The organism is Hymenobacter segetis (assembly GCF_038448715.1).
Classification (GTDB): domain Bacteria; phylum Bacteroidota; class Bacteroidia; order Cytophagales; family Hymenobacteraceae; genus Hymenobacter; species Hymenobacter segetis.
Genome location: NZ_JBCEVZ010000013.1, coordinates 15,744 through 39,613, shown reverse-complemented (window position 1 = coordinate 39,613; position 23,870 = coordinate 15,744). Strand labels below are relative to the sequence as shown.

Sequence of the window (23,870 nt, the reverse complement as noted above, 5' to 3'; positions counted from 1 at the left end):
CATGAAATCTCTGTTTTTCGTCTTGCTGCTGGGGCTGCTGCCACAACTCGCCGCTGCCCAAACGACGCCGCAGAATGCGCGCCTGAAGCACGAACTGGACAGCATATACGCCGTGGACCAGAAGTGGCGCAGCATGCTCTTCGACCCACACCAGCGGCACCGGCCCGACTCGCTGGCCCGTGCGCTGGGCGTGACGCGGGAAAGCCTGCCCACCTACATCCCGGGCCAGATGCTACGCACGGATTCGACCAATCTGGTGCGGGTGAAGCAGATTTTGAAACAGTACGGCTACCCCGGCAAGACGCTTGTGGGCGAGCCCACGAACGAGGCCGCGTGGTACGTCATCCAGCATTCCGACGACATCGACCACTACCTGCCGCTCATCAAAAAGGCTGCTAGCAAGGGTGAATTACCGTTTTACCTCTACGCCCAGATGCTGGACCGCCAGCTGATGCGCGACGGCAAGGCGCAGATTTATGGCACCCAGGCGTTTGGCTACAGCGTGCTGAACCCCCAAACCGGCCGGCGCGAGGCGCAGCCGCCCTTCGTGTGGCCTATTCAGGAGGCGGCCAGCGTGAACGAGCGCCGAAAAAAGGCCGGCTTCCCAACCACTGTAGAGCAGAATGCCGCTAATTTGGGGATTCAGTACCGTGTATTGACGTTGAAAGACGTTGAGAAAATGCCCAAATAGAACCCCGCTTATGACCATTCGCTGGCATTGCCTTCCCTTCGCCGCCCTTCCAAGCCTGATTCTCTACGACCTGCTGCGCCTGCGCTCCGAGGTGTTTGTGGTAGAGCAAAACTGTGCTTTTCAGGATATTGACCGGCTGGACATGGATGCCCACCACCTGCTGGGCTACAACGAAGCCGGCGAGCTGGCCGCCTACGCCCGGCTCTTCGATGCGGGCAAGAGTGGCGAGCAGGCCAGCATCGGCCGCGTGATTGTGGCGCAGCCCTTCCGGCAGTACGGCCTGGGCCGCGAACTGATGCGGCAGGCGCTGGCCTTTTCGGATTCCTTATTCGGCCCACAGGCCAATAAAATAGGGGCGCAGCAGCACCTGGAGCGGTTTTACAACGAATTCGGTTACGAGCAGTCGGGGCCGATGTATGTGGAGGACGGCATTCCGCACATTCCCATGGTGCGGCCCGCCTAGCCAAGTTGTTAAAATCTGCGTATTTCGCACTCCATTATCGCCGTCCTCACATCTGATTTATGCCCACCCTTGCTTCGGACCTGTTATCCATCTTTAGTGCCCTGCCCAGCGCCAGCCTGCTGCTTTCGCCCGAACTGCTGATTGAGGCGGTCAGCGACACGTACCTGACCGCAACCGGCATGAAGCGTTCCGATATGATTGGGCGCTACGTATTCGACGTATTTCCCGACAACCCCGATACCCCGGAAGCACACAGCGTGCGCGATGTGCGCGCCTCGATGGAGCAGGTGGTGGCTACCGGCCAGCCGCACGAGCTGCCCGTGCAACCCTACGACACGCCCGACCCGGCGCAGCCCGGCCAGTTCATTGAGCGCTACTGGCAGTCCCGCAATGCGCCGGTGCTTGATGAGCAGGGCCGCGTAACGCACCTGCTCCACACCGTGGTCGACATCACGGCCCAAACCCGCGATGCCCGGCAGCTACACGATGCGCAGGTGCGCGAGCAGGCAGCCCGCGAAGCCGCCGAATGGCAGCGCGGCGAGCTGGCCCGCATTTTTGAGCAGGCTCCAGTGGCCATTGCCACTTACCGCGGCCCCCAGTTCGTCATTGAGCTGGCCAACCCCAAGGTGTTGGAGCTATGGGACCGCACGCCGGCGCAGGCCATCGGCACGCCGCTGTTCGAGCTGCTGCCCGAGATTACCGGCCAGGGCTTCGATGACCTACTGAATGAGGTGATGGCCACCGGCAACCCGCACGTAGCCAAGGAAATGCTCTCCACCATTGTGCGCAATGGCCAGCCCGAGTCCGTGTACTGGAACTTCGTGTACCTGCCGCTGCGCGAAGACGACGGCACCATCACGGGTGCCATGGTGGTAGCCACCGAGGTGAGCGAGCAGGTGCAGGCCCGCCAGCAAATCCAGGACCTCAACGACCAGCTCGCGGCCGTGAACCGTGCCCTGCACGAAAGCAACGCCGAACTGCTTACCAATCAGGAGGAAGTATTGAAAGTGCAACAGCTGCTCGAAGGCAGCGTGGCCGAGCGCACCAAGCAGCTCGAAACCGCCCTGGCCGATGCCGAGCAGCACCGTACTTCCGCCGCCCAGCAGCAGCGCCTGCTGAGCCAGATTCTGGGGCAGGTGCCGGCCAGCATTGCCACGCTCACCGGGCCGGAGCACCGCTTTTCATTCTTCAACGAGCACTACCAGGAGCTGTCCGGCGGCCGCACCCAGCTGGGGCTCACGGTGGCCGAAGCACTGCCGGAAGTGGTGGAGCAAGGCTTCATCGGCCTGCTCGACCAAGTCTATACCACGGGCGTGCCTTTCCAGGGCCGCGAAATGCCCGTCCAACTCTACGACCCCACTACGGACCGCCCGGAGCTCCGCTATGTCGACTTCACCTATCAGCCGCTGCTCAGCGAGCAGGGCGCTACGCTGGGCATTCTGGCCTTCATCGTGGATGTGACCGACAAAGTGCTGGCCCGCCAGCAAGCCGAAGCGCTACAGGAACAGCTGCGCTCCGGGACGCAACCAATCCACTAATATTATTAAAAAAGCCTCAGCAGTGTTTGCTGAGGCTTTTTTAATGATGTTTTTTTCGCTACACTTCGCAGCCGTCGGGGCCGCAGGCGTCACCGTCGGCCACCATGGTCAGGGCGGGTTTGGTGGGCTTGAACTCATCATACACCTTCTCCAGCACTTCGGCGAATAGCTCGCTGGGTTGCGCGCCGGACACGGCGTATTTGTCCTCAAATACGAAGAAGGGCACGCCGCGCACGCCGATTTGCTGGGCCTGATATTCATCGAGGCGCACCGCATTTGCGTAGGTGCCGGCCGTGAGGGCTTCGCGGCTTTCGGTGGCATCGAGGCCGACTTCGGTGCCGAGCTTCACCAGCGTGTCGAGGTCACCGATATTCTGGCCTTCGAGGTAGTAGGCGGCCATCAGGCGCTCTTTGGTGGCATCCTGCTTGCCGTGGTGCGCGCCGAGATGGATGAGCTGGTGCGCCAGAAAGGTGTTGGCCGGAATGGTTTTATCGAATTGATAATCCAAGCCCACTTCCTTGGCGGCGGTGGTCATGTAGTCGTTCATTTTGCGGCCTTCCTCCACCGAAACGCCCTTTTTCTTGGCCAGCGACTCGTGGATGCTCTCGCCGGGAATGGGCTCGAAGTCGGGCGTGAGCTGGAAGCTGTGCCACACCACTTCCACTTCGTCGCGGTGCGCGAAGTCTTTGAGGGCATTTTCAAACTTGCGCTTGCCGATGTAGCAGAACGGGCACACCACATCGGACCAGATTTCAACTTTCATATCGTTGGGTATTTTGAAGCAATGGAAGTGGCTAAAAGAAACTGATGGGGCGAAAAGTTTCGGGTGAAGATTGAAGATGATTGGAACGTCATGCTGAGCGCAGTCGAAGCATCTCTACCGCACAACGCAATTCATTTAGTATTGCAGTAGAGATGCTTCGACTGCGCTCAGCATGACGTGCTTTTCCTTCCTCTCTTCCCTTGCTCCACAACCTTCATCCCCAAAGCCCGGTTAACACCCCCGGCCCCAACGCGGCCATTTTCCTTCAACCCGACCATCAATCCTCATGGAATATCAAAAACTAGGCTCCTCCGACGTTTCCGTTTCGCGCATCACCTTTGGCAGCTGGGCAGCCGGCGGCTGGATGTGGGGCGGCACCGAGCAAAACGACGCCGTGGGCGCCATCCACGCCAGCTACGAACTGGGCGTGACCAGCATCGACACCGCGCCGGTGTATGGCATGGGCTTCAGCGAGGAAATCGTGGGCGAAGCCATCAAAAGCCTGCCGCGCGACAAGGTGCAAATCCTTACCAAATTTGGCATGCGCTGGGATTTGGCGAAAGGCGATTTCGCCATGAAAACCAAGGACAACGACGGCCACGACCTCGACGTGTACAAGTACGCCGGCCGCGACAGCATCATCAAAGAGTGCGAGAACAGCCTGCGCCGCCTCGGCACCGACTACATCGACCTCTACCAGCAGCACTGGCCCGATGTGACCACCCCGATTGACGAAACGATGGAAGCCGTGAGTCGCCTCATCGAACAAGGTAAAGTGCGGGCCGCCGGCGTGAGCAACTACTCGGTGGCCCAGATGCAGGAAGCCGAAAAGACCCTGAATATTGTTTCAAACCAGGTGCCTTATAGCATGCTGCGCCGCGATATTGAGGCCGACGTGGTGCCGTACTGCATCGAAAACAACAAGTCTATTCTGGTCTACAGCCCCTTACAATTAGGACTGCTCACCGGCAAAATGAAGCCCGGCCAGGAGTTCGGCGAAGGCGACCTGCGCAACGGCAACCGCTTCTTCACCCCCGAAAACGTGAAGCGTGTGAACACCGTACTCAACAAAATCCGCCCGCTGGCCGAAACCAAAAACGCCACCCTCAGCCAGCTCGTGCTGCGCTGGACGCTGGCGCAGCCCGGCATATCGGTGGCGTTGGTAGGGGCGCGCAACCCCGAGCAGGCCGTGCAAAACGCCCGCGCCATGAATTTCCAGCTCACGTTTGAGGAGGTGGATTTTATCAACAAGCAGCTGCGGGAGCTGGCACCTGCCATCGCCTAGCCGCCATCCGCCCAAACCAAACAAGTTGCCCTCGGACCCAAACCAGTTGGGTTCCGGGGGCAACTTGTTTGGGTCCGACCCGAACCGGTTGTCTTCCGAACTGAACCGGTTGCTCGCTGAGCATAACTAGTTGCCTTCGGAACCGAACCAGTTGCCTTCGGAACCTAACTGGTTGTCTTCATAACCGAACTGGTTACCTTCCGAGCTGAAGCAGTTGTCTCCGGAACTGAACCGGTTGTTATCGGAAGGCAAGTGCGGGCGGGCAGAGCGGCGGGCACATCTTTGCAGGGCTATTAACGCATTGCCCATGCCCCTCCCCTATCGCCGCCTCGTCGTCAAAATCGGCTCCAACGTCCTCACCCAGGACAACGGCTTGCCCGACCTGCCCCGCATGGCCCACCTCGTGGACCAGATTGTGCAGCTCAAAGCCCAGGGGCTCGAAGTCATCGTGGTATCATCGGGCGCGGTGGCAGCGGGGCGCAGCCTCATCACCGTGCCGGCCCAAGCCGATGCCGTGCGCAGCCGCCAGCTCCTGGCCGCCGTGGGCCAGGTGAAGCTGCTGAGCACCTACGCCGAGCTGCTGGCCAAGCACGGCCTGCTCTGCGCCCAGGTGCTGGTGACCAAAGAGGATTTCCGCGACCGGCAGCACTACCTCAACATGCGCAACTGCTTCCAGGAGTTGCTCCAGCAGCAGGTCATTCCTATTGTGAATGAGAACGATGTCATTTCCGTCACGGAGCTGATGTTTACGGACAATGACGAGCTGGCCAGCCTCATCGCGGCCCAGCTCGATGCCGATGCGCTGATTATTCTCAGCAACGTGGACGGCATTTTTACCGGCGACCCGCGCCTGCCGGACTCCGAGCTGATTCGGGAAATCGCGCCGGCTGATACTGGTTTCGAGCAGTTCATCACCGCGCAGCGCTCGCAGTTTGGGCGCGGCGGCATGCTCACCAAGTGCCACATGGCGCACAAAGTGGCCAAGCTGGGTATCAGCGTGCACATTGCCAACGGCAAAACGACGGATATTCTGCCCGGCGTGCTGGCCGGCACTGCGCTCAGCACCTGGTTTCGGCCCAGCAAAACGGCCTCGGGCAAAAAGAAATGGCTGGCCCACGCGCATAGCGCCGTGAAAGCCACCGTGCGCGTGAACGCCGGGGCCCGCGCCGCCCTCAGCACGCCCGGCAAGGCCGTGAGCCTGCTGCCGGTGGGCATTCTCGGCATCGAAGGAGAATTTAAAAAAGGTGATATTGTACAGATTGCCGACGAAGCCGGCCTCTCGCTGGGCCTCGGCATTGCCGAATACGGCCTCGATAAGGCCTTGGAGCGGCTGGGGCACCAGCACCAGCGCCCGTTGGTGCATTATGATTACCTGTTTCTGAATCCTGACCTCGCCTAACGTGGACCTGAGCCCGCAATTTCAAGCCACCCGGCAGGCCAGCCGCCTGCTGGCCGCCTTCGCCCCCGCCGCCACCGATGCGCTGCTGCGCGACCTGGCCGATGCGCTGGTGGCCGAAACCAGCTTTCTGCTGGCCGAAAACACCCGCGACCTGGCCGGCATGCCCGAAACCGACCCGCGCCACGACCGCCTCCGCCTCACGCCCGAGCGCCTGGCCGGCATCGCTGCCGACCTGCGCACCGTGGCCGCCCTGCCCTCGCCGGTGGGCGCAATTCTCAGCCAGAAAACAATGCCGAATGGCTTACAGCTAAGCAAAGTGCGGGTACCGCTGGGCGTCATCGGAATTATCTACGAGGCCCGTCCCAACGTCACCATCGACAGCCTGGCGCTGTGTCTGAAAACCGGCAACGCCTGCCTGCTGAAGGGCGGCTCGGATGCCGCGTTTTCCAACGCCGCGCTGCTGGCGGTGGCCGCGCCCGTGCTGGCCCGCCACGGCCTGCCGCCCGCCGTGGCCACGCTGCTGCCGCCCGAACGCGCCGCCACCGAGGCGCTGCTGCGGGCCGTGGGATTTGTCGATGTGGTGATTCCGCGCGGCAGCCAGGTGCTCATCAACTACGTGCGGGAAAATGCGCGGGTGCCCGTCATCGAAACCGGGGCCGGCGTGGTGCACACTTTCTTCGATGAAACCGGCGACCTGACCAGCGGCGCGGCCATCATCGCCAACGCCAAAACCCGTCGCGTGAGCGTGTGCAACTCGCTGGATTGCCTGTTAATCCACGCCAGCCGACTGGCCGATTTACCGGCGCTACTGGCCCCTTTGGTTGCCGCCGAAGTGCAGCTGTTTGCCGATGCGCTGGCCTACGTCGCGCTGGCCGGTCACTATCCGGCGGCCTTGCTGGCTCCTGCAACGGCGGAGCATTTCGGCACCGAGTTTCTCTCCCTGAAAATGGCCGTAAAAACCGTGGCTTCGCTGGATGAAGCGTTGGAGCACATTGCCCAATTTGGCTCGAAACACAGCGAAGCTATTATCTCGGAGGATGCGGTGAACCTCGAAACCTTCCTCAATGCCGTGGATGCGGCGGCCGTGTATGCCAATGCCTCCACTGCTTTCACCGATGGCGGGCAGTTTGGGCTGGGGGCCGAAATCGGCATCAGCACCCAGAAACTGCACGCCCGCGGGCCGATGGGCTTGGAGGAATTGACGAGCTACAAATGGCTAGTGCGCGGCACCGGACAAATCCGAAATTCATAAAGGATGTAGAGACGCATATTTGCGTTTTGTCGGCCGCGCCATTCATATTCGTTTAACGACGAGACGCAAATATGCGTCTCTACACTCCGATGTCTTCACCCATCCATTTCCGCGCCGTGCTGGAGCCGGGCGGCCCCAGCTTCATGCCCACCCAAACTATCGTGGTGCCGGCTGAAGTGCTCGAAGTCCTCGGCGGTAAGGCCGCGAAGCGCGTCATCGTCACCATTCGAGGGCAGGCGCTGCGGCTGGGATTGCTGCCCTTGGAAGGCGGCGGGCGCTACCTCATGCTGAACAAGGATGTGTGCAAAGCCGTGGGCATTGCGCTGGGCCAGGAGCTGGAAATCAGCATAGCCCCCGACCCAAACCCCGACCACGTGGACCTGCCCGACGAGCTAGCCGAAGCCCTGGCCGCCTGGCCTGAGGCCGAAACAGCTTTCAACAATTACAGCGGAGCGCACCGCCGGGCCATGGCCCGGCTAGTAGCCGAAGCCAAACAGCCCGCCACCCGCGCCCGCCGCGCCGTAACGCTGGTGGAACGACTGGGTCGCGGGCTGCATCCATTTCGGGGCGACTAAGCGCCGGTTCTAGCGCTTCTCGATGCGCTGCACCGCGCTGCCCACCTTCAGCACGTACAGCCCGGCAGGAATGCCGGCCAGCGAAATTTCCTGGAGCTGGCCGCCCACCAGCGTGTCGTGCCGCAGCAGTTGGCCCGTCGTCAGGCTTAGCAGGCGCATTTCGCAGGGTGTGGCCGTCGCGGCGGTCAGGTCGAGAGTGAGGCGGTCGGTGGCGGGGTTGGGATAGAAGTTGAGGGATTCGTAGCTCGCCTTGCGGCCTACGGTTACGACCGGCGAGTATTCGGCGCTGCCATCCAAATCAACCTGCCGCAGGCGGTAGTAGCTCAGGCCGGCCAAGGGCGCGGCATCGGTGGTGGCGTAGTCGGTGGCGGTGGTCGAATTGCCCTGGGCCGCTACCTCGCGCACGGTGCTGAATTCCTTGCCGGTGGCGCTGCGCTCTACCACAAACCAGGCGCTGTTGCGCTCCGTGGCCGTATTCCAGCGCAGCTGCACGGTGCCTTTCACCGCTTCGGCCGTGAATGCCGTGAGCTCAACGGGCAGGGGCCGCAGCGAGCAGAAACTAGTGCTGGGACCCACGCTACCCGTTTGCGAGTCGAACCCGATAGCATTGCCGGAATCACAGAAATCGAGGCGGCCCACCATGCCAAAGGCCCCCGCATTGGAGGAATAGCCGGAAGTGGTGAAGCTGCCCCGATACGGCGCGGCCGGCCCCGTCATGCTCCCGCCGCTCATGTTGGCGAAGTTGGCGGTGGTCGAAACCACGCCGGCATTGCTCACGGTGCCGTAGTTCACAAGTTGGCCCGTTACCCGGAACGTGGCCCCGCGGCTGTTGGTCAGCAGCGAGTTGGCGCTGATGTCGCCCATGCCCTGCGTCAGGGTCATGGCTCCGCTGTTGGTGATGGTGGTGTTGCTGCCCATGCCCAGGGCGCGGTCGAGCGTAGCCGTGGCGCCCGCGTTGTTGACGAAGCTATTAGGGCCGGTACTAGGGAAGTTGAAGCCCCGCGTCCAGGTCGCGCTGTTGTTGATGGCCAGGGCCGTACCGGGGTTGAGGTTCGTCGTCCAGCTGCCGCTGAAGTGGTTGATGGTAAGACTGCCGGAGTAGTTCAGGTCGGAGGCCGTCCAGTTGCCCCGGTTGTTGATGACGGTGGTGCCGGTGGGCGTGAAATAAGCCGTCCAGGTGCCGTTGTTGTTGATGGTGCCGCTGGGCAGGCCGTTAATCTGGCTGCCCCAGTTGGCGTAGTTATTAATCACGATGCCGCTGGCGGCGAACCGATTGTCTACGTACCCGGTCCAGGTAGCATTGGTCACCGTGGCACTGCCGTTGTTGATGGTAACCGGCGCGTTCAGCGTAATATTCTGCGAGGTAACATCGCCCAGGTTGGTGATGACCGTGCCGAGCACGCCGCTTTTCACCAGCACCGTCCCGGTTATATCGCCCCCGTTGTTGACGATGGTCGCGTTATTGCCCTCTATGGTTATCGTACCCTCGTACTTCACGTTGAAGCGAATGGAGATACTTTCTCCGGCTTTCAGGTTGAAGTCGCTTTTTTTAGTCGAATTGCCCACGTCATACGTCTGAGCCTGAGCCTGCCCGGCAGTGCCGGCAATGGCCAGCAGCAGTATCCCGGCGTACCCGCAACGGCGGGCGACCTGCATGAAAGAACCTGAACGGAGGCTGAGTAAAGTTCGCATCATAAAGCCAAAATAAAAGTGTGAAAATCCAAACCGAGCTCAAACATAAGCACACTCTTAATATATAACCTCATCAAGAATTTGTTTAAAAAATTAAGTACAATCAATTAATGCAATATGTACTATATAGACCATTATTGCCACCAAAAAATCATAAAAAAAGCCACTGCATTTGCAGTGGCTTTTCAACTAAGAACATGATTGTCTTTACGTTTTAGTCTTTCAGCACGATGCTTACCACCTTGCCGGGCTCGCCTACCGTGAACTTGCATTCATCGAAACCGGGCGCGGCCACGGTGGGGCGCACGTTGTTGGAGAAAGCGTAGGGCTCGGTGGGGATGCCGAGGAAGTTTTTGTCTATTTTATCGTTGTTGTTCAGGTCCTGGGTGATGGCCACGGCCCACTCGCCCCTGGGCAAATCGACGGGCAGCGTGAATTCGCTCTTGCCCTGGGGATTTACGGATTTGGAGAAGGCCCACTTGCCGCTTTTCAGGAAGCCTTCGCGGGTGTTGTAGAAATACAGCCGGACGGCGGCGGTGGTAGATACCAGCGACGACACCACCACCGTAACGGAAGAGGTTTCGGCGGGCGGCGGGGCGGGCACGGCGGCCCCCAGCAGGCTGCCGCCAATCAACAACGAGCAAAGCGATAACACGTTCATAAGCGAATAATTGACTGGTGACGAATGGAGGACGATACGGACCCAACGCCCCTGCTTACGCAAAGGGTTCGATAACAACTGATTTCGCCCGGCTAAATCGTCGGTTCGCCGAGGTTCTGCGGCCTTGGGCGGCAATACCGGCCAACTTATTCGTTTTCCTGCTACTATTGTGCTCCCACGCTTGCTTACTCTGCTGATGACTACCCGCCGCCTTTTCCCCCTGGCTTTGTTGATGACTTTCGCGCTGGCCAGCTGCGAAAAAGACGAGGCTGCCCTGCCCACTCAACCCGCCGCGCTGCTGCAAAGCCATTGGCAGCTGACGCAGATTGACGCCTTCCCGGTGGCGGCTTCCAGCTACTCCGAAACAAGCAAATCCTACCTCGAATTTGTGGAGCTGGGCACCTGCACCGTGGGCCTGGGGCCGTGCAATAATTTCAGCGGGCGCTACAGCCTGGCGGGTGGCGGGCAGGAGCTGCACATCACGCCCCAGATTTCGACCCGCGCCACCTGCCCCGTGCAGGACCTCGAAACGCGCTACCTCGACAACCTGGCCCTAACGGCGCGCTACGAAATCAGCGGCGACGAGCTGCGGCTGTATGATGCCACCGCGCCCGCCCCGCGCCTGCTGTTTCGGCGCAAGGCGCAGTAGGGCGGGCAACCTCGGGCCGGCAAAGTAGGTAAGCAGCCCAATGGTGGGCCAGCGTCTGGCCCGCATCTTTACCGCCATGGAAGGGTTAACGAAAATTGACGACCTCGGCAAGCCGCGCGTGGTGATTGTGGGCGGCGGCTTCGGCGGCCTGGAGCTGGCCAAGGCTCTGGCCGATGCACCCGTGCAGGTGGTGCTCATTGACAAGCAGAACTACCACGCCTTTCAGCCGCTGCTGTACCAGGTGGCCACGGCCGGGCTGGATGAGGGCGACATCGTGTCGCCGTTTCGCAAAATCCTGAACGGCCAGGAAAATTTTTACTTCCGGCTGGCGGAGGTTACCTGTGTTAATCCTGCTGAGCAGGTGGTGGAAACCACCATCGGCCTCATCCGCTACGACTTTCTGGTGCTGGCCACGGGCGCGAATACCAACTACTTCGGCGATGCGGTGATGGCCAAAAACGCCATCGCCATCAAGAGCGTGGAAGATGCGCTGGAGCTGCGCAACACGGTGCTTTCCAACTTCGAGCAAGCCCTGCAACTCGGCGATTATGAGCAGCTGAACAGCATGCTGGACTTCGTGATTGTGGGCGGCGGCCCCACGGGCGTGGAGATTGCGGGGGCGCTGAGCGAACTGCGCACCCACGTTTTCCCGAAGGACTACCGCGAAATCGACTTCAAGGAAATGGACATCCACGTGGTGCAGAGCGGGCCGGTGCTGCTGAAGGGCATGTCGGCCAACGCCTCGGCCAAGTCCTTGGAATACCTCAAGAAGCTGGGCGTGCAGGTGTGGCTCGATACGCGGGTGAAATCCTACGACGGCTACACCGTGACGCTCAACAACGGCCAGCAACTCATTGCGCGCACGCTGATTTGGGCGGCAGGTGTAACGGGCGCGCCCATCGTTGGCCTCAACGCCGACTGCTTGCTGGCCGGCAACCGCTACCTGGTGGACGGCTACAACCGCGTGCACGGCTACGAGAACATCTTCGCCATCGGCGACATTGCAATGATGAAAACCGAGGCCACGCCGGAAGGCCATCCCATGGTGGCGCAGCCCGCCATTCAGCAGGGCGACTGGCTGGGCCGCAACCTGACACGCCAGCTCAACGGCCAGCTCATGGAGACTTTCGTGTACCACGATAAGGGTGCGATGGCCACCATCGGCCGCAACCACGCCGTGGCCGATATCAAGCTCTTCGGCCGTGAATACCACCTCGACGGCTTCATTGCCTGGCTGGCCTGGAGCTTCATCCACGTCATGTCGCTGGTGAGCTTCCGCAACCGCGTGGCCGTGTTCTTCTCCTGGGCCTGGAATTATTTTACCCAAGACAAGGGCCTGCGCTACATCATCGGCAAAACCAAGGCTCCGCTGGTGGAAAAGGATATGGAGGAGAAGGCCATTGTGTAGCGACTGAATTGAACGTTTAAATAAGCCCGTCATGCAGAGCGTAGCGAAGCATCTTTACCGCAGTAGTAATCCAATTGACAGGATTAGTGATGGCGGTAAAGATGCTTCGCTGCGCTCTGCATGACGTTCTATCTGCATGACGTTTTAATAATTAACACGCAACCATGCCCCTCACCGGCACGCTCAGCATCCTCACCGATATGTTTGCGCCGGCGGTGTTGGTGTCGGCCTGCGCCTCGCTTATCCTCACCACGTCACAGCGCCTGAGCCGCAGCGTGGAGCGGCAGCGCGAAGTGGCGCGGCTGCTGCACCACCACCAGCGCCACCAGCCCGCCCCGGAGCCGGCCGAACGCACCCACCTCCGGCAGCAGCTGTCGTTTGCCATTCGGCGGGCGCGGCTGCTCCAGCAGGCCATGACGGTGCTGCACCTCACGTTGGGCGTGTTCATCGCCAGCATTCTCACCATCGGGGTATTCGAACTCACCCACAGCGCCGCCACCTGGGTGGTGGCCGTGCTCAGCGTGCTGGGGGCCGGGCTGCTGCTCTACGCCAGCGTGCTGCTCATTCGCGAGTCCCGCCTCGCCCTGGCCGATGTGGCGGAAGAAACCGAGTACCTGACGCGGCTGGAGTAATGTCCGTAGTTAGTCATATGTATCATTATGATGGCCGTTAGCGGTACTCCTAACTAAACAACAACGCCCGGCCAGTACGGCCGGGCGTTGTGCATAGCGAGTGCCTAGGTTCAGGAGCCTATTTTCTCCTTCGGAAACTTGTCGAGGATGTCCTTGGCCGCCCGGGCAAACTGCTTGCCCAAGCGGGCGGGGTTGTCCACGGGGTCGGCCACCGAGCCGCGCCAGACGAGGTTGTTGGTTTTCGCATCGATGAAATCGAGCACCAGCGTGCCTTCGCGGTACTGCTCGGTGTGCGTCGTCTGGTAGTAGGCCGGCGAGTACCAGTAGCCATAGTTTACGGGCAGCAGCATACCCCGGTAGCGCACCAGGTAGGGATAGACGTAGCCCACGGGCGGCGGGTCGGTGACGGTGCGCTCGGCCTGCTCCACAAAAAGGTGGGTGGTGATGTAGAAATCGGGGTTGCTCGCTACCTCGCGGATGCCGCGCCTGGCCAGCTCGGCGGCAATGGCCTCGCGGATGCGCTCCTGCGCAATGGGGCTGCGCAGCAGCGGGTTTTGGTCGCCGGAGGTTTTCACCTCGGTATCGGCCCAGGCAAAGGAGTGGTATTGGTTGAAATTGACGCCCGGCTGTTGTTCCACAGTCACGGCCGAGGAGCAGGCGCTGAGCCAGCCAAGCAGCAGCAGCGCCCAAACGATGGAATGTTTCATAGGGATAGTGCAGAAGAATGGTGGACGAGAGATAATTAAGGATTTTACCCGCTTGGCCGGGCAAAGGTTATGGCCCAGTTTATTGCCCGACGACTTTGCCAGGGCACTTTTATCGCCTGCTGATGCCCGCCCCCCACTGCCGGCCCCACAGGGCCTGCCAACGCGCCAGCGCGTAGTTTCAGGGCCGCAATAACTGCCGCTTCCTATGTCCGACCTCACCGTTTCCTTCATCCAGACCGCGCTGCACTGGCACGATGCCGCCGCCAACCGCGCCGCCTTCGACCAATACCTGGCCCAGCAAACCATCCCCGCCGACATCATCGTGCTGCCCGAGATGTTCACCACCGGCTTCAGCATGGAAGCCGCCGCCCAAGCCGAAACCATGCAGGGCGAAACCGTGGCCTGGATGCGCCGCCGCGCCGCCGACCACGACGCCGTCATCACCGGCAGCGTCATCATCGAGGAAGACGGCCACTTCTACAACCGCCTGCTCTGGGTGCGCCCCGACGGCAGCCTGAGCTGCTACAACAAGCGCCACCTCTTCACGCTGGCCAACGAGCAGCTCACCTACACGCCCGGCCACGAGCGCCTGGTGGAGGACTGGCGCGGCTGGCGCATCTGCCCGCTGGTGTGCTACGATTTGCGCTTCCCCGTCTGGAGCCGCAACCACCCCGCCGCGCCCTACGACCTGCTGCTTTACGTGGCCAACTGGCCCGCCGTGCGCCGCCCCGCCTGGATGACCCTGCTCCGCGCCCGCGCCATCGAGAATGTGGCCTGCACCCTGGGCGTAAACCGCATCGGTGAGGACGGCAAAGGCCACGCCTATTCCGGCGACTCCGCGTTGATTGATGCCAAAGGCGAATATCTGGTGGAAGCCCACGACCAGGACGGTATTTTCACCCACACCCTGAGCCGGGCCGAGCTGGATGATTTCCGTAGCAAGTTCACCGCGTTGAATGACGGGGACGCGTTTGAACTGGTGGAATAATTTGCAATCCGCCGGCCAGCCCCGTAGGGGCGACATATCGGTAGTATAGAAACGGCATAAACGGCCAAAGCCCCAGCGGGGCGACATTCGTTGAACGAGTGCCGCCCCGCTGGGGCTTTTTCCAACCAAACAAGCTGGTTTTACTACCGATATGTCGCCCCTACGGGGCTTGCCTTTCTACCGCACCAGCAGGCGCTGCACGGCGGCCCCGTCAACTCCCTCAGCGCGCACCAGGTACACGCCGGCGGCCAGGCCGGTGAGGGTGAGTGAGTGGCGGCGCTGGGCGGCATCGGCGGCCAGCACCACGCGGCCGGTGAGGTCGAGCACAGAGACGCGGGTGGGCAGCGCGGTTTCGACGGTGGCCGTGGCGGTGGCGGGGTTGGGATAGATACTCAGGGCCAGGGCGCGGGCGGCCTCGGTGCGGGTGGCCGTGATGGTGCGGTTGCGGGTGCCATAGCTCAGCACACCGCCGGCCTCGGTGCCCACGAAGAGCTCGGGCGCGCCGTCGCCGTTGATGTCGGCAGCGGCCAGGGCGCAGTGCGAGTAGTCGCCCAGGCCCAGGCGGGTGGGCTCATAGATGGCGGTGAGGGGATTGTACTGCAAATCGGTGCGCTCGGCGAACAGGGCGGGCGACTGGTTGCGGTAGTCGGAAAACAGGCGCAGGTAGCCAGTAGCATCGGCTGTGAGCAGGTCGGGGCGGCCGTCGCCGTCGAAGTCGGCCACGGTGGGGCTCAGGTTGGCGGGCCGGTCGCCGGTGGCGGTACGGATGCGGCCGTAGTCGTTATTCACCAGCACAAAGGCGCTGTCGAGCGGGCCACGGGCGCGGTTGCGGAAATAGCGCAGGGCCATGCCCGGCTCGCGCACCTCGTTGGTGCCGATGAGCAGGTCGACGTAGCCATCATTATCCACATCGGTGAAGCAGGGCATGTCGTCCTTCGAATAGGGTATCAGGCCGGTGCCGGTGGTGGCGAACTGGGGCTTGATATCGACGGCATTGGCCGCGCTGAAGGCCACGGGCCGGCCGGCGGCGGCCGTATTCAGAATGTAGTAGATGATGTTGGTGCCCCGGTCCCAAACGGAGTAGGCCAGGTCGAGGGCCCCGTCGCGGTTCAGGTCGACGAGCACGGGCTTGATGCTTTGCAGGCTTTGGGTGGACAGGCCCAGGTAGTCGCTGTTCATGAGTTGGAACACCGGCCGGGCGCGGGTGCCCACGTTGCGGTAATAGGTGAGGTTGGCGCGGTACACGTTGCTCACGCGGTCGGCCCGGTTGCCGATGAGCATATCCGGCAGGCCGTCGCCGTCGATGTCGCCGAAGGTGGGCGCGGCGGCCTCGCTCACGTCAATCATGTCGTTTTGCAGGAAGCCAGCCGGCTGGCTGGTATAAACCGGCGCGCCGCTGGCGGCCGAGTTGGTGAACAGCTGCACGTGGTTGCGCATGCTCACCAGGTCAGCCACGTTGTTCACCATGTTGGGCGCTACCACCAAATCCAGCTTGCCATCGAAGTTGGCATCGAACGAATAGCCGGCCGGAAACACCGGCACCCGCACCGGCGTAGCCGCCGACGGGAAACTGGCGCTGACACCCGCCTGCGTTACCACCGGCACCGCTGCAGTGCCCGAGTTGATTAGGCGCGTCAGCTCGGGGCAGTTGTCGCGGCCGTCGAGCAGGTCCTGGTCGCCGTCGCCGTCCAGGTCCACCAGCAGCAGGCTATGGCCGCCGGTGTGGGTGGGCCGGGCCGCCGTGAAGCATTGCTGGCCATTGAACTTGTATTCGGCGCAACCGCCGCAGGACTGGATATCGGCCCAGTGGTCGGTGGTGAGCGTGAAGGTGAGGGCGCTGCCGCAGGTGCCCGGGCTGGTGTTGATATACTGCTCGATGAACGACGCGCTGATGAAATCATACGTCATGATGTCGAGCTTGCCGTCGCCGTTCACGTCCTGAATGGCGGGCAGGTTGTAGCCGCCCACGGTGAGGTTGGCCGTGCCCGTGAAGTTGCCGCCGAAGCGAATCTGGTTGGTAGCCAGCGAAAAGCTGGGCTGGCCGTTCACCAGCGCGTTGCGGAACACCCGGATTTCGCCGCCATTGATGAAGGTGAACAAGTCGGCGCGGCCGTCGCAGTCGTAGTCGCGCAGCAGTGCCCAGCCACGCAGGTCACTGGGAAACAGGCTTTCGTACTGGGGGGCGTACTGCCAGCGGCGGCCGTTGGGGGCCGTAGGCGCGGCCACGCTCAGGAAGGTGTAGCAGCGGCTGCTCTCGTGGTCGAAGGCGAACAGGTCCTGCTGGCCGTCATTATTCAGGTCGATGGAGCTGAACTGGGGCGTGTTGAAGCCGCCGGCCCAGGCATTGCGCAGGGTGTCGGTGCCCTGCACCACTTTGGCCGTGGCCCGGCTCTCAAACCCAAAAGCCGCACTGCCCGACTGGGCCCGGGCTACCCCGGAAAAAGCCAGCGAAGCCAGCACCAACGCGTAAAAACGATTCATCAGAAAGGAAGTAGCTAAATGGCGAAAAAGGATTCGCGGGGCGCGGAACAAAAATCACGCCCACCTTTGCAGCAAGTTACACCCGGTTAGCTTTTCCAGTTCCGCAGCATGTTGCTCTATTCCCGTTATTTGGCCGCCGGCGGCCTTGTCAGCACCGATTCGCGCCAGCCCCAGCCCGGCACCCTGTTCTTCGCCCTCAATGGCCCCAGCTTTCGCGGGGCTGACTTTGCCCCGCAGGCGCTGGCCGCCGGAGCCAGCCACGCCGTGGTCGACGATGTGCTGCTGGCCGCTTCGGACCCCATCCACTACACCTACGCCCCCGACCCGCTGGTGGCCCTGCAGCAGCTGGCGCGGCACCACCGCCGACAGTTCCGCATTCCGGTGCTGGCCATCACGGGTTCCAACGGCAAAACCACCACCAAAGAGCTGCTCACGGCCGTACTGGCGCAGAAATTCAAGGTCCTGGCCACAATTGGCAACCTCAACAACCACATCGGCGTGCCGCTCACGCTGCTGCGCCTGCGCCAGGGCGAGCACGACTTCGCCGTGATTGAGATGGGGGCCAACCACCGGGGCGAAATCGCGGCCTACTGCGAGTGGGCCGAGCCCACCCACGGCCTCATCACCAACATCGGCAAGGCCCATCTCGAAGGCTTTGGCGGGGCCGAAGGCGTGGCCCTGGGCAAGGGCGAGCTGTTCGACTACCTCACCCGCACCGGTGGCACGGCCTTCGTGAACACCCTGGACCCGCGCCTGCCCAGCCTGGCGGCGCAGGTGCCCACCATCCTCACCTATCCCCGCGTGATGGATAACTACCCCGCCACGCTGCTCTCGGCTGCCCCCGCCGTAGCCCTGCGTCTGGGCGACAATACCGAAGTGGTGGCCCAGCTCACCGGTGACTACAACTTCCCCAACCTGGCCGCCGCCGCCGCAGTGGGCCAGTATTTCGGGATTTCAACCGATAAAATCGCCGCCGCCCTGGCCCGCTACAACCCGCAGAACAACCGCTCGCAACTGGTGCGTACCCCCGCCGGCAACGAGCTGGTGCTGGATGCCTACAACGCCAACCCCAGCAGCATGGCGGCTGCCCTGCGCAGCTTCGCGGCGCGCCCGGTGGCGGCCGGCCAAACCAAGCTGGTGCTGCTCGGCGATATGTTCGAGCTGGGCGACGACAGCCCCGCCGAACACCGCAACCTCGGCCAGCTGCTGGCGGAGCTGCAGCTGCCGCAGGTGCTGCTCATCGGCCCGGAAATGGCGCGGGCGGCGGCGCTGGCTCCCACCGCACAGCACTTCGCCACCAAAGCCGAAGCGGCCGAGTGGCTCCGCGCCCACCCCGTGCGCAACCGCCAGGTGCTGGTGAAAGGCAGCCGCGGCATGGCTCTGGAGACGCTGGTGGAGCTGCTGTAGCCCTGTCATTGCGAGGCCGCAGGCCGTGGCAATCCGTCCTCTCTCTGCGTCCAGCTTTGAGATGTGACACAGCCCTTTTCAACAACAGAAAGCCCCAATACTGTGAAGTAATGGGGCTTTCTGGTAAAAGAACATTTCTGGTGTTTGACAGGACGGATTAGCTACGCTGACTTAGGTTGCCGCGTGCTGCGCTCCACTCGCAATGACAAACGGCCTGCGTTAGAACGGGCTCACGAAATCCTTGAAGGCCGGCAGCTCATTATCCTTGCCCGACACGAGCGGATGCACCTCGGTGCCCCAGTTGATGCCCAGGTCGGCATCATCCCAACGCAGGCCGCCTTCGGTGGCGGGGGCGTAGTAGTCGGAGCACTTGTAGAGGAAGATGGTGTTGTCTTCCAGGGCCATGAAACCGTGGGCGAAACCGGCCGGAATGTAGAGCATGTTGCCCCGCTCGGCCGCGAGTTCCACCATCTGGTGCTGGCCGTAGGTGGGCGAATCCTTGCGTAAATCAACCGCCACGTCGAGGGCGCGGCCCTGGCCTACGCGCACCAGCTTGGCCTGCGCGTGGGGCGGGCGCTGGAAATGCAGGCCGCGCAACACGCCTCTTTTGGAGTTCGACTGGTTGTCCTGCACCCAATGGGCGGTAGCCCCGGCCTCGGCCATAAGGCGCTCGCTAAAGGTTTCGAAGAACACGCCCCGGTCGTCGGCGAAAACGCGGGGGGTAAACTCAATCAGGCCGGCGAGGGGGAACGTCTTTACTTCCATTGGGGCAAAGGTAGAAGATTGGGGAGGATGGTTTGGTGCGGGGGAAGGGGAATTGAGCGGAAAATGAGGGATTCCCGTCTGTCATCTTGAGCGGAGCGAAGGACCTTATCACATTCGCAGCAATTGGGTTACTGCAAACTATTCTTCGGCGATAAGGTCCTTCGCTGTGCTCAGGATGACAGACTTACGCTACTTCCGCCCCACCGCCGCCACGGCCGCGATATACTTATCGAGCACCAGCCGCTCGTCGAACTTGGTTTCGGCGAGGTAGCGGCTGTTCTGGCCCATGCCCTGCAGGTCGGCGTCGGGCAGGCGCAGCACTTGTAGCATTTTGGCGGCCAGGTCTTCGCCGCTGCGCACCTGGCAGAGGTAGCCGTTGCGGCCGTCCACCACGGTTTCGCGGCAGCCGGGCACGTCGGTGGTCACGATGGGCTTGCCCACGGCCGCCGCTTCGAGCAGGGTTTTGGGAGTGCCTTCGCGGTAGCTGGGCAGCACCACGCAGTCGGCTTTGTGCAGGTGGGCGGCCACATCGTCGGACCGGCCCAGGTATTCGATGTCACCGGATTTCAGCCATTCCTCAAACGTGGCGCGGGGCACGCCCACGCCGCCGGCCTCATCGAGCCCGCCCAATAGCTGGATGCGGGTGCCGGGCACGGCCTGCCGGATAATTTTAGCCGCCTCGAAGTATTCGACCACGCCCTTTTCATAGAGCACCCGCGCCACCATCAGAAACACGAACGGGGTTTGGCGCACGAAGCCGGCGGCGGGCCGGAACTTGGTAGTATCGACGCCGGAACCGGGCAGCAGGTCGGTGATACCGCGCTTCACCAGGCGGTTATCGAGGAAAAGCTGCCGGTCGTCGCCGTTCTGGAAAAACACTTTGGCCGGGAAGCGGAACGCGAAGCGGTAGAGGCCCAGCGCGACTTTGCTCACGAAGTTTTTGATGATGAACACCGTGCCCAACCCGCTCACGTTATTGATGCTGGGTATACCCGCGATGCGGGCCGCGATGCTGCCGTAGATGTTGGGCTTGATGGTGTAGTGCAGCACCACATCGGGCTGCTCGCGCCGGTAGATGCGATAGAAGCGGCGCGTGAGGGCGGCATCCTTGATGGGATTGGTGCCCTTATTCTCCATCAAAATGGGCACGAAGCGGCAGCCCAACTCGGTTTCGAGGCGCGCCGAGTAGTCATCGGGCGGGGCGATGGCCAGCACTTCGTGGCCGGCGGCCTGCAGGGCCCGCACAAGGCTGGCGCGGAAATTCCAAATATTCCAGCTGGTATTGATGACGATGGCGACGCGCAAAACGGTGAGTAGTGAGGAGTGAAATGGTGAGTTCGGGGGCAAAGGTCGGCCTTACGGATTTTACCTCCGCTCGTTTATATCCGAGGCAGTCAGAGGCTCACTATTTCACCAACTCACCATTTCACCAAAATACGCCGGTACTTTGTGGGCTCTTTGCGTGTTGTGCCTGCTATGAACCTTCGTCTTTCGGTCTTCTTGTTTCTTTTGGCACTGCTGCCGCAACTGGTTTCGGCCGCGCCACCGGCGCTGCCCGGCCAAGCCATTTTCCAGAAAAACTGCGTGCGCTGCCACGGGGCCAACGGCAAGCGCGGCCTCAACGGCGCGCACGACCTCACCAAGAGCAACCTCAACGAATTCGGCCGCACCTACCTCGTCACCAACGGCATGGGCAAGATGCCGGCCTTCGGCAAAACGCTCACGCCAGCGCAGGTGCAGCAGGTAGTGGCGTATTCGCTTACTTTGAAGTAAGGCCCAAATTTGTCATGCTGAGCGCAGTCGAAGCATCCCTACCGCATAACTAATTCAATTGCTGCAACGAAGCGGCAGAGATGCTTCGACTTCGCTCAGCATGACGTTCTTTTTGGTTGGATTTGCGTTTATAGCCGAATCCAGCCCATCCAATACTGACAACAACATTCCCATGGCAAATACCCAATCCGGCGGCCGCAAGCCCGGCAACAGCACCCGCCACGTCGGCGCCGTCGACGGCGTGAAAGGCCGGGCGGGCCGCATCCTGCTGAAGGCGGCCGACAACGGCACCTACGAAACCGCCAAAGAGCACGAAACCGCCGTGCTCATCTCCGTGCCCCCGCGCCGGCAGTCCGAAGCCCAGACCACTGAATACCTTGATGAGCTGGCATTTCTGATTGAAACGGCCGGCGCTACTGCCACCAAACGCTTCGTGCAGCGGCTCGAAAAGCCCGATATCCGCACCTACGTGGGCGAGGGCAAGCTGGCAGAAATCAAGGCCTACGTGCAGCACGAAGGCACCAGCATGGTCGTGTTCGATGATGACCTCTCTCCTTCCCAGCTCCGCAACCTGGAGGCCGAGCTGCTGGTAAAAATCGTGGACCGCTCGCTGCTCATTCTCGATATTTTCGCGTTGCGGGCCAAGTCGGCCACTTCGCGCACGCAGGTCGAGCTGGCGCAGTATCAGTACCTCCTCCCCCGCCTCACCGGCCTCTGGACTCACCTGGACAAGCAGCGTGGTGGCGTGGGCATGAAAGGACCCGGTGAAACGGAGATTGAAACTGACCGTCGCATTGTGCGCGACCGGATTGCCTTCCTCAAGGAGAAGCTCGAAGACCTAGACAAGCAGAGCCACACCCAGCGCAAGTCGCGCGGCGGCAACATCCGGGTAGCGCTGGTGGGCTACACCAACGTGGGCAAAAGCACCCTGATGAACGTGCTGGGCAAGGCCGATGTATTCGCCGAAAACAAGCTGTTCGCCACCGTGGACGCCACCACGCGCAAAGTGGTGCTCGAAAACACGCCGTTTCTGCTCTCTGATACGGTTGGGTTTATCCGCAAGCTGCCCACCAAGCTCATCGAGAGCTTCAAGAGCACGCTGGACGAAATCCGCGAAGCCGATTTGCTGCTGCACGTCGTGGACATTTCGCACCCCAATTTTGAGGAGCAGATTCAGGTGGTGAACGATACGCTGGTCGACATCGGCGCGGCCGACAAGCCCACACTGCTGGTGTTCAACAAAATAGACCAGTACAAGCACGACGACGTGGAGCACGACCCCTTCGGCGAAGTGCTGGATGCCGAGGACGACGGCACTGCTCCGCGCCCGCCGCTGGAGCAGCTGCAAGCTACTTATATGGCCAAGCTGCACGACCCGGTGGTCTTCATTTCGGCCCAGGACCGCACCAACTTGGACGAGCTGCGTGAGCTGCTGGGCAAGCGCGTGGCGGCCCTGCACCAGCAGCGCTACCCCTACCAGGCCAACACTTGGGCCAGCGAATAGCCCCATCGGTTCGGCAGCATTATCAAATTGTTGCCGGGCCGATTGGGCATGAACGTTACGTGAATATTATCGTAAGGGCGAAGGCCGGGCTACATCAGGCCCGGCCTTTTCTGTCATGAATCAGGTACGCTTTCTTCGTTTGGGTGCTCTACTGCTGCTGGGTTTGGGCCGAGCCGCCGCGCAGGATATCCCCGTGTACCCGCCGCCCGCGCCGCTCGATACGGCCGGGGCCGGCCGCTCCGATGCCCAGACCTTTGCCAACTCGCAGGTGGTGGGCATGGGGCCGAGCAAGGGTCTGATTGTGAAGTACGAGCGGATTCCGGGCAATTTCAGCCTGAAAAGTACGGCCGTGGGCGGGGGTTCTGACTACAATACCCAGGTTAGCAAAAACGCCAACCTTGTCATCAAGGCCTACGCGCCGCTGCTCAACCACCCGCACCTCAAGCTCATTCTAGGCCTGAACTACGACCGCCAGGAATTCCAGTTCAGTACGCCGGCCACTACCGACCAGTACGGCCTCTACAGCAACATCGAAAACAAGGGGTTGAGCGTGATTGGCGCGCAGCTGGCCGTGATTCGGCCGGTGGATGCGGTGCACTGGTACCTTTTCCGCACCAAAACCGAGCTTAACGGCGACTATAATTCCGACGAGCTCAGCGTGAGCGACTACCTCAAAGTCACTTCCGAATTCATCTACGGCTGGAAGCGCAGCCCCACGTTTGCCTGGGGCCTGGGCGTGCAGCTGGGCTACAACCTGGGCCGCCAGAGCATCTACCCCGTGCTGGTGTACAACCGCTCCTTCAACCCGCGCTGGGGCGTGGAGGCGCTGTTTCCGGCCCGGGTGCTGGTGCGGCGCAACCTGTCGTCCAATTCACTGCTGTTTGCCGGCTACGAGGTGGCCAGCAACAACTACAACCTGAAGCTGCGCACGCCCTTCGCCGCGCCCAACAACCCCAAAGTCACCTCGCTGGAGCTGCGCCAGATTGACTTGAAATTCCGCCTGCGCTACGAGCACGAACTCCTGTCCTTCCTCTGGACGGGCATCGAAGCCGGCTACCGCTACAACTACCAGTTCAACGCCTTCGACCGCACCAACAGCACCCGCGACCGCCTCATCAACAGCCAGCTCGGCGGCACGCCCTACGCCAGCCTGGACCTGTTCATCGTGCCGCCCCGGAAGCTGCTGCAAAAGGCTGAACGCAGCCGGAAGTAGAAATAAAAGCAGTAGGATGCGGGG

The 23,870-nt window shown here is 61.8% G+C and carries 22 protein-coding genes; 15 read left to right on the top strand and 7 right to left on the bottom strand.

All coding sequences use genetic code 11. The features are described from left to right. Position 1: 1 nt before the first annotated feature. Genes AAFH49_RS07570 through AAFH49_RS07560 form a run of 3 tightly spaced genes read left to right on the top strand, consistent with a single transcriptional unit; the run spans position 2 to position 2,692 of the window. Positions 2 to 691, top strand: coding sequence for a DUF6624 domain-containing protein (locus tag AAFH49_RS07570; RefSeq protein WP_342297038.1), 690 nt, complete (start codon positions 2 to 4; stop codon positions 689 to 691). A 10-nt stretch (positions 692 to 701) separates the two neighbouring features. Further along, positions 702 to 1,154: a GNAT family N-acetyltransferase gene (locus AAFH49_RS07565; protein WP_342297036.1), complete on the top strand. Its 453-nt coding sequence runs from the start codon at positions 702 to 704 to the stop codon at positions 1,152 to 1,154. Positions 1,155 to 1,213: 59 nt separating this feature from the next. Next, the gene (locus tag AAFH49_RS07560) at positions 1,214 to 2,692 is read left to right on the top strand and encodes a PAS domain-containing protein (protein WP_342297035.1); all 1,479 of its coding nucleotides are present in this window, start codon (positions 1,214 to 1,216) and stop codon (positions 2,690 to 2,692) included. A gap of 58 nt (positions 2,693 to 2,750) precedes the next feature. Here AAFH49_RS07560 and AAFH49_RS07555 read toward each other — a convergent pair whose 3' ends face one another. Continuing rightward, positions 2,751 to 3,455: a DsbA family oxidoreductase gene (locus AAFH49_RS07555; protein ID WP_342297033.1), complete on the bottom strand. Its 705-nt coding sequence runs from the start codon at positions 3,453 to 3,455 to the stop codon at positions 2,751 to 2,753. A 286-nt stretch (positions 3,456 to 3,741) separates the two neighbouring features. Here AAFH49_RS07555 and AAFH49_RS07550 point away from each other — a divergent pair, with 286 nt between their 5' ends. The 4 genes from AAFH49_RS07550 to AAFH49_RS07535 all read left to right on the top strand — a co-directional run bounded on the left by AAFH49_RS07550 (position 3,742) and on the right by AAFH49_RS07535 (position 7,966). Further along, positions 3,742 to 4,740, top strand: coding sequence for an aldo/keto reductase (locus AAFH49_RS07550; protein WP_342297032.1), 999 nt, complete (start codon positions 3,742 to 3,744; stop codon positions 4,738 to 4,740). Positions 4,741 to 5,047: 307 nt separating this feature from the next. After that, positions 5,048 to 6,139, top strand: a complete 1,092-nt coding sequence (gene proB / locus AAFH49_RS07545; RefSeq protein WP_342297030.1) for a glutamate 5-kinase — start codon at positions 5,048 to 5,050, stop codon at positions 6,137 to 6,139. Position 6,140: 1 nt separating this feature from the next. Beyond that, positions 6,141 to 7,391 carry a glutamate-5-semialdehyde dehydrogenase gene (locus tag AAFH49_RS07540; RefSeq protein ID WP_425293320.1) on the top strand — a complete coding sequence of 417 codons (1,251 nt, stop codon included), beginning with the start codon at positions 6,141 to 6,143 and terminating at the stop codon, positions 7,389 to 7,391. 89 nt (positions 7,392 to 7,480) lie between these two features. Further along, the gene (locus AAFH49_RS07535) at positions 7,481 to 7,966 is read left to right on the top strand and encodes a YdeI/OmpD-associated family protein (RefSeq protein WP_342297028.1); all 486 of its coding nucleotides are present in this window, start codon (positions 7,481 to 7,483) and stop codon (positions 7,964 to 7,966) included. A gap of 9 nt (positions 7,967 to 7,975) precedes the next feature. Here AAFH49_RS07535 and AAFH49_RS07530 read toward each other — a convergent pair whose 3' ends face one another. Both AAFH49_RS07530 and AAFH49_RS07525 read right to left on the bottom strand, forming a co-directional pair. Continuing rightward, positions 7,976 to 9,622 carry a hypothetical protein gene (locus AAFH49_RS07530; RefSeq protein ID WP_342297027.1) on the bottom strand — a complete coding sequence of 549 codons (1,647 nt, stop codon included), beginning with the start codon at positions 9,620 to 9,622 and terminating at the stop codon, positions 7,976 to 7,978. 250 nt (positions 9,623 to 9,872) lie between these two features. Then, complete coding sequence (locus AAFH49_RS07525; protein ID WP_342297026.1) at positions 9,873 to 10,319, bottom strand: DUF2141 domain-containing protein; 447 nt, start codon at positions 10,317 to 10,319, stop codon at positions 9,873 to 9,875. Positions 10,320 to 10,515: 196 nt separating this feature from the next. Between AAFH49_RS07525 and AAFH49_RS07520 the strand changes: the two genes are divergently transcribed. The 3 genes from AAFH49_RS07520 to AAFH49_RS07510 all read left to right on the top strand — a co-directional run bounded on the left by AAFH49_RS07520 (position 10,516) and on the right by AAFH49_RS07510 (position 13,008). Continuing rightward, positions 10,516 to 10,968, top strand: a complete 453-nt coding sequence (locus tag AAFH49_RS07520) for an META domain-containing protein (protein WP_342297025.1) — start codon at positions 10,516 to 10,518, stop codon at positions 10,966 to 10,968. Between the two features lie 76 nt (positions 10,969 to 11,044). Next, complete coding sequence (locus AAFH49_RS07515) at positions 11,045 to 12,376, top strand: NAD(P)/FAD-dependent oxidoreductase (RefSeq protein ID WP_342297023.1); 1,332 nt, start codon at positions 11,045 to 11,047, stop codon at positions 12,374 to 12,376. 164 nt (positions 12,377 to 12,540) lie between these two features. After that, on the top strand, positions 12,541 to 13,008 hold the full coding sequence (locus AAFH49_RS07510) for a DUF2721 domain-containing protein (protein WP_342297022.1): 468 nt from the start codon (positions 12,541 to 12,543) through the stop codon (positions 13,006 to 13,008). Positions 13,009 to 13,118: 110 nt separating this feature from the next. Here AAFH49_RS07510 and AAFH49_RS07505 read toward each other — a convergent pair whose 3' ends face one another. Then, positions 13,119 to 13,715 (bottom strand): DUF4136 domain-containing protein, encoded by a 597-nt coding sequence (locus AAFH49_RS07505; RefSeq protein ID WP_342297021.1) that lies wholly within the window; start codon positions 13,713 to 13,715, stop codon positions 13,119 to 13,121. A gap of 205 nt (positions 13,716 to 13,920) precedes the next feature. Here AAFH49_RS07505 and AAFH49_RS07500 point away from each other — a divergent pair, with 205 nt between their 5' ends. Then, positions 13,921 to 14,703 (top strand): amidohydrolase, encoded by a 783-nt coding sequence (locus tag AAFH49_RS07500; RefSeq protein WP_342297020.1) that lies wholly within the window; start codon positions 13,921 to 13,923, stop codon positions 14,701 to 14,703. Positions 14,704 to 14,880: 177 nt separating this feature from the next. Here the strand turns inward: AAFH49_RS07500 and AAFH49_RS07495 are convergent, their stop codons facing one another. Beyond that, entirely contained in the window at positions 14,881 to 17,184 is a 2,304-nt protein-coding gene (locus AAFH49_RS07495) for a T9SS type A sorting domain-containing protein (protein ID WP_342297018.1), read from the bottom strand. A 108-nt stretch (positions 17,185 to 17,292) separates the two neighbouring features. On the opposite strand from AAFH49_RS07495, the gene AAFH49_RS07490 reads away from it, so the two are divergent. Beyond that, the gene (locus AAFH49_RS07490) at positions 17,293 to 18,591 is read left to right on the top strand and encodes a UDP-N-acetylmuramoyl-tripeptide--D-alanyl-D-alanine ligase (protein WP_342297017.1); all 1,299 of its coding nucleotides are present in this window, start codon (positions 17,293 to 17,295) and stop codon (positions 18,589 to 18,591) included. Between the two features lie 219 nt (positions 18,592 to 18,810). Here the strand turns inward: AAFH49_RS07490 and rfbC are convergent, their stop codons facing one another. Next, a complete protein-coding gene (gene rfbC / locus AAFH49_RS07485) occupies positions 18,811 to 19,356 on the bottom strand; it encodes a dTDP-4-dehydrorhamnose 3,5-epimerase (RefSeq protein ID WP_342297016.1) in 546 nt (181 codons plus the stop codon). Positions 19,357 to 19,545: 189 nt separating this feature from the next. Continuing rightward, entirely contained in the window at positions 19,546 to 20,661 is a 1,116-nt protein-coding gene (locus AAFH49_RS07480; protein ID WP_342297015.1) for a glycosyltransferase family 4 protein, read from the bottom strand. A gap of 171 nt (positions 20,662 to 20,832) precedes the next feature. On the opposite strand from AAFH49_RS07480, the gene AAFH49_RS07475 reads away from it, so the two are divergent. The 3 genes from AAFH49_RS07475 to AAFH49_RS07465 all read left to right on the top strand — a co-directional run bounded on the left by AAFH49_RS07475 (position 20,833) and on the right by AAFH49_RS07465 (position 23,846). Then, positions 20,833 to 21,129: a c-type cytochrome gene (locus AAFH49_RS07475; RefSeq protein WP_342297013.1), complete on the top strand. Its 297-nt coding sequence runs from the start codon at positions 20,833 to 20,835 to the stop codon at positions 21,127 to 21,129. 172 nt (positions 21,130 to 21,301) lie between these two features. Next, positions 21,302 to 22,633 carry a GTPase HflX gene (hflX, locus tag AAFH49_RS07470; RefSeq protein ID WP_342297012.1) on the top strand — a complete coding sequence of 444 codons (1,332 nt, stop codon included), beginning with the start codon at positions 21,302 to 21,304 and terminating at the stop codon, positions 22,631 to 22,633. A gap of 115 nt (positions 22,634 to 22,748) precedes the next feature. Further along, positions 22,749 to 23,846, top strand: coding sequence for a DUF6268 family outer membrane beta-barrel protein (locus tag AAFH49_RS07465; RefSeq protein WP_342297011.1), 1,098 nt, complete (start codon positions 22,749 to 22,751; stop codon positions 23,844 to 23,846). The last annotated feature ends 24 nt before the right edge of the window (positions 23,847 to 23,870 follow it).

What these genes read in the sequence shown, in the direction of transcription:
- AAFH49_RS07530 (WP_342297027.1), bottom strand. Translation starts at nt 9,622, where the DNA reads ATGCAGGTCGCCCGCCGTTGCGGGTACGCCGGGATACTGCTGCTGGCC.
- AAFH49_RS07555 (WP_342297033.1), bottom strand. Translation starts at nt 3,455, where the DNA reads ATGAAAGTTGAAATCTGGTCCGATGTGGTGTGCCCGTTCTGCTACATC.
- AAFH49_RS07560 (WP_342297035.1), top strand. Translation starts at nt 1,214, where the DNA reads ATGCCCACCCTTGCTTCGGACCTGTTATCCATCTTTAGTGCCCTGCCC.
- AAFH49_RS07525 (WP_342297026.1), bottom strand. Translation starts at nt 10,319, where the DNA reads ATGAACGTGTTATCGCTTTGCTCGTTGTTGATTGGCGGCAGCCTGCTG.
- AAFH49_RS07495 (WP_342297018.1), bottom strand. Translation starts at nt 17,184, where the DNA reads ATGAATCGTTTTTACGCGTTGGTGCTGGCTTCGCTGGCTTTTTCCGGG.
- AAFH49_RS07475 (WP_342297013.1), top strand. Translation starts at nt 20,833, where the DNA reads ATGAACCTTCGTCTTTCGGTCTTCTTGTTTCTTTTGGCACTGCTGCCG.
- AAFH49_RS07565 (WP_342297036.1), top strand. Translation starts at nt 702, where the DNA reads ATGACCATTCGCTGGCATTGCCTTCCCTTCGCCGCCCTTCCAAGCCTG.
- AAFH49_RS07500 (WP_342297020.1), top strand. Translation starts at nt 13,921, where the DNA reads ATGTCCGACCTCACCGTTTCCTTCATCCAGACCGCGCTGCACTGGCAC.
- AAFH49_RS07505 (WP_342297021.1), bottom strand. Translation starts at nt 13,715, where the DNA reads ATGAAACATTCCATCGTTTGGGCGCTGCTGCTGCTTGGCTGGCTCAGC.
- AAFH49_RS07550 (WP_342297032.1), top strand. Translation starts at nt 3,742, where the DNA reads ATGGAATATCAAAAACTAGGCTCCTCCGACGTTTCCGTTTCGCGCATC.
- AAFH49_RS07465 (WP_342297011.1), top strand. Translation starts at nt 22,749, where the DNA reads ATGAATCAGGTACGCTTTCTTCGTTTGGGTGCTCTACTGCTGCTGGGT.
- AAFH49_RS07570 (WP_342297038.1), top strand. Translation starts at nt 2, where the DNA reads ATGAAATCTCTGTTTTTCGTCTTGCTGCTGGGGCTGCTGCCACAACTC.
- proB (WP_342297030.1), top strand. Translation starts at nt 5,048, where the DNA reads ATGCCCCTCCCCTATCGCCGCCTCGTCGTCAAAATCGGCTCCAACGTC.
- AAFH49_RS07510 (WP_342297022.1), top strand. Translation starts at nt 12,541, where the DNA reads ATGCCCCTCACCGGCACGCTCAGCATCCTCACCGATATGTTTGCGCCG.
- AAFH49_RS07535 (WP_342297028.1), top strand. Translation starts at nt 7,481, where the DNA reads ATGTCTTCACCCATCCATTTCCGCGCCGTGCTGGAGCCGGGCGGCCCC.
- hflX (WP_342297012.1), top strand. Translation starts at nt 21,302, where the DNA reads ATGGCAAATACCCAATCCGGCGGCCGCAAGCCCGGCAACAGCACCCGC.
- rfbC (WP_342297016.1), bottom strand. Translation starts at nt 19,356, where the DNA reads ATGGAAGTAAAGACGTTCCCCCTCGCCGGCCTGATTGAGTTTACCCCC.
- AAFH49_RS07490 (WP_342297017.1), top strand. Translation starts at nt 17,293, where the DNA reads ATGTTGCTCTATTCCCGTTATTTGGCCGCCGGCGGCCTTGTCAGCACC.
- AAFH49_RS07520 (WP_342297025.1), top strand. Translation starts at nt 10,516, where the DNA reads ATGACTACCCGCCGCCTTTTCCCCCTGGCTTTGTTGATGACTTTCGCG.
- AAFH49_RS07515 (WP_342297023.1), top strand. Translation starts at nt 11,045, where the DNA reads ATGGAAGGGTTAACGAAAATTGACGACCTCGGCAAGCCGCGCGTGGTG.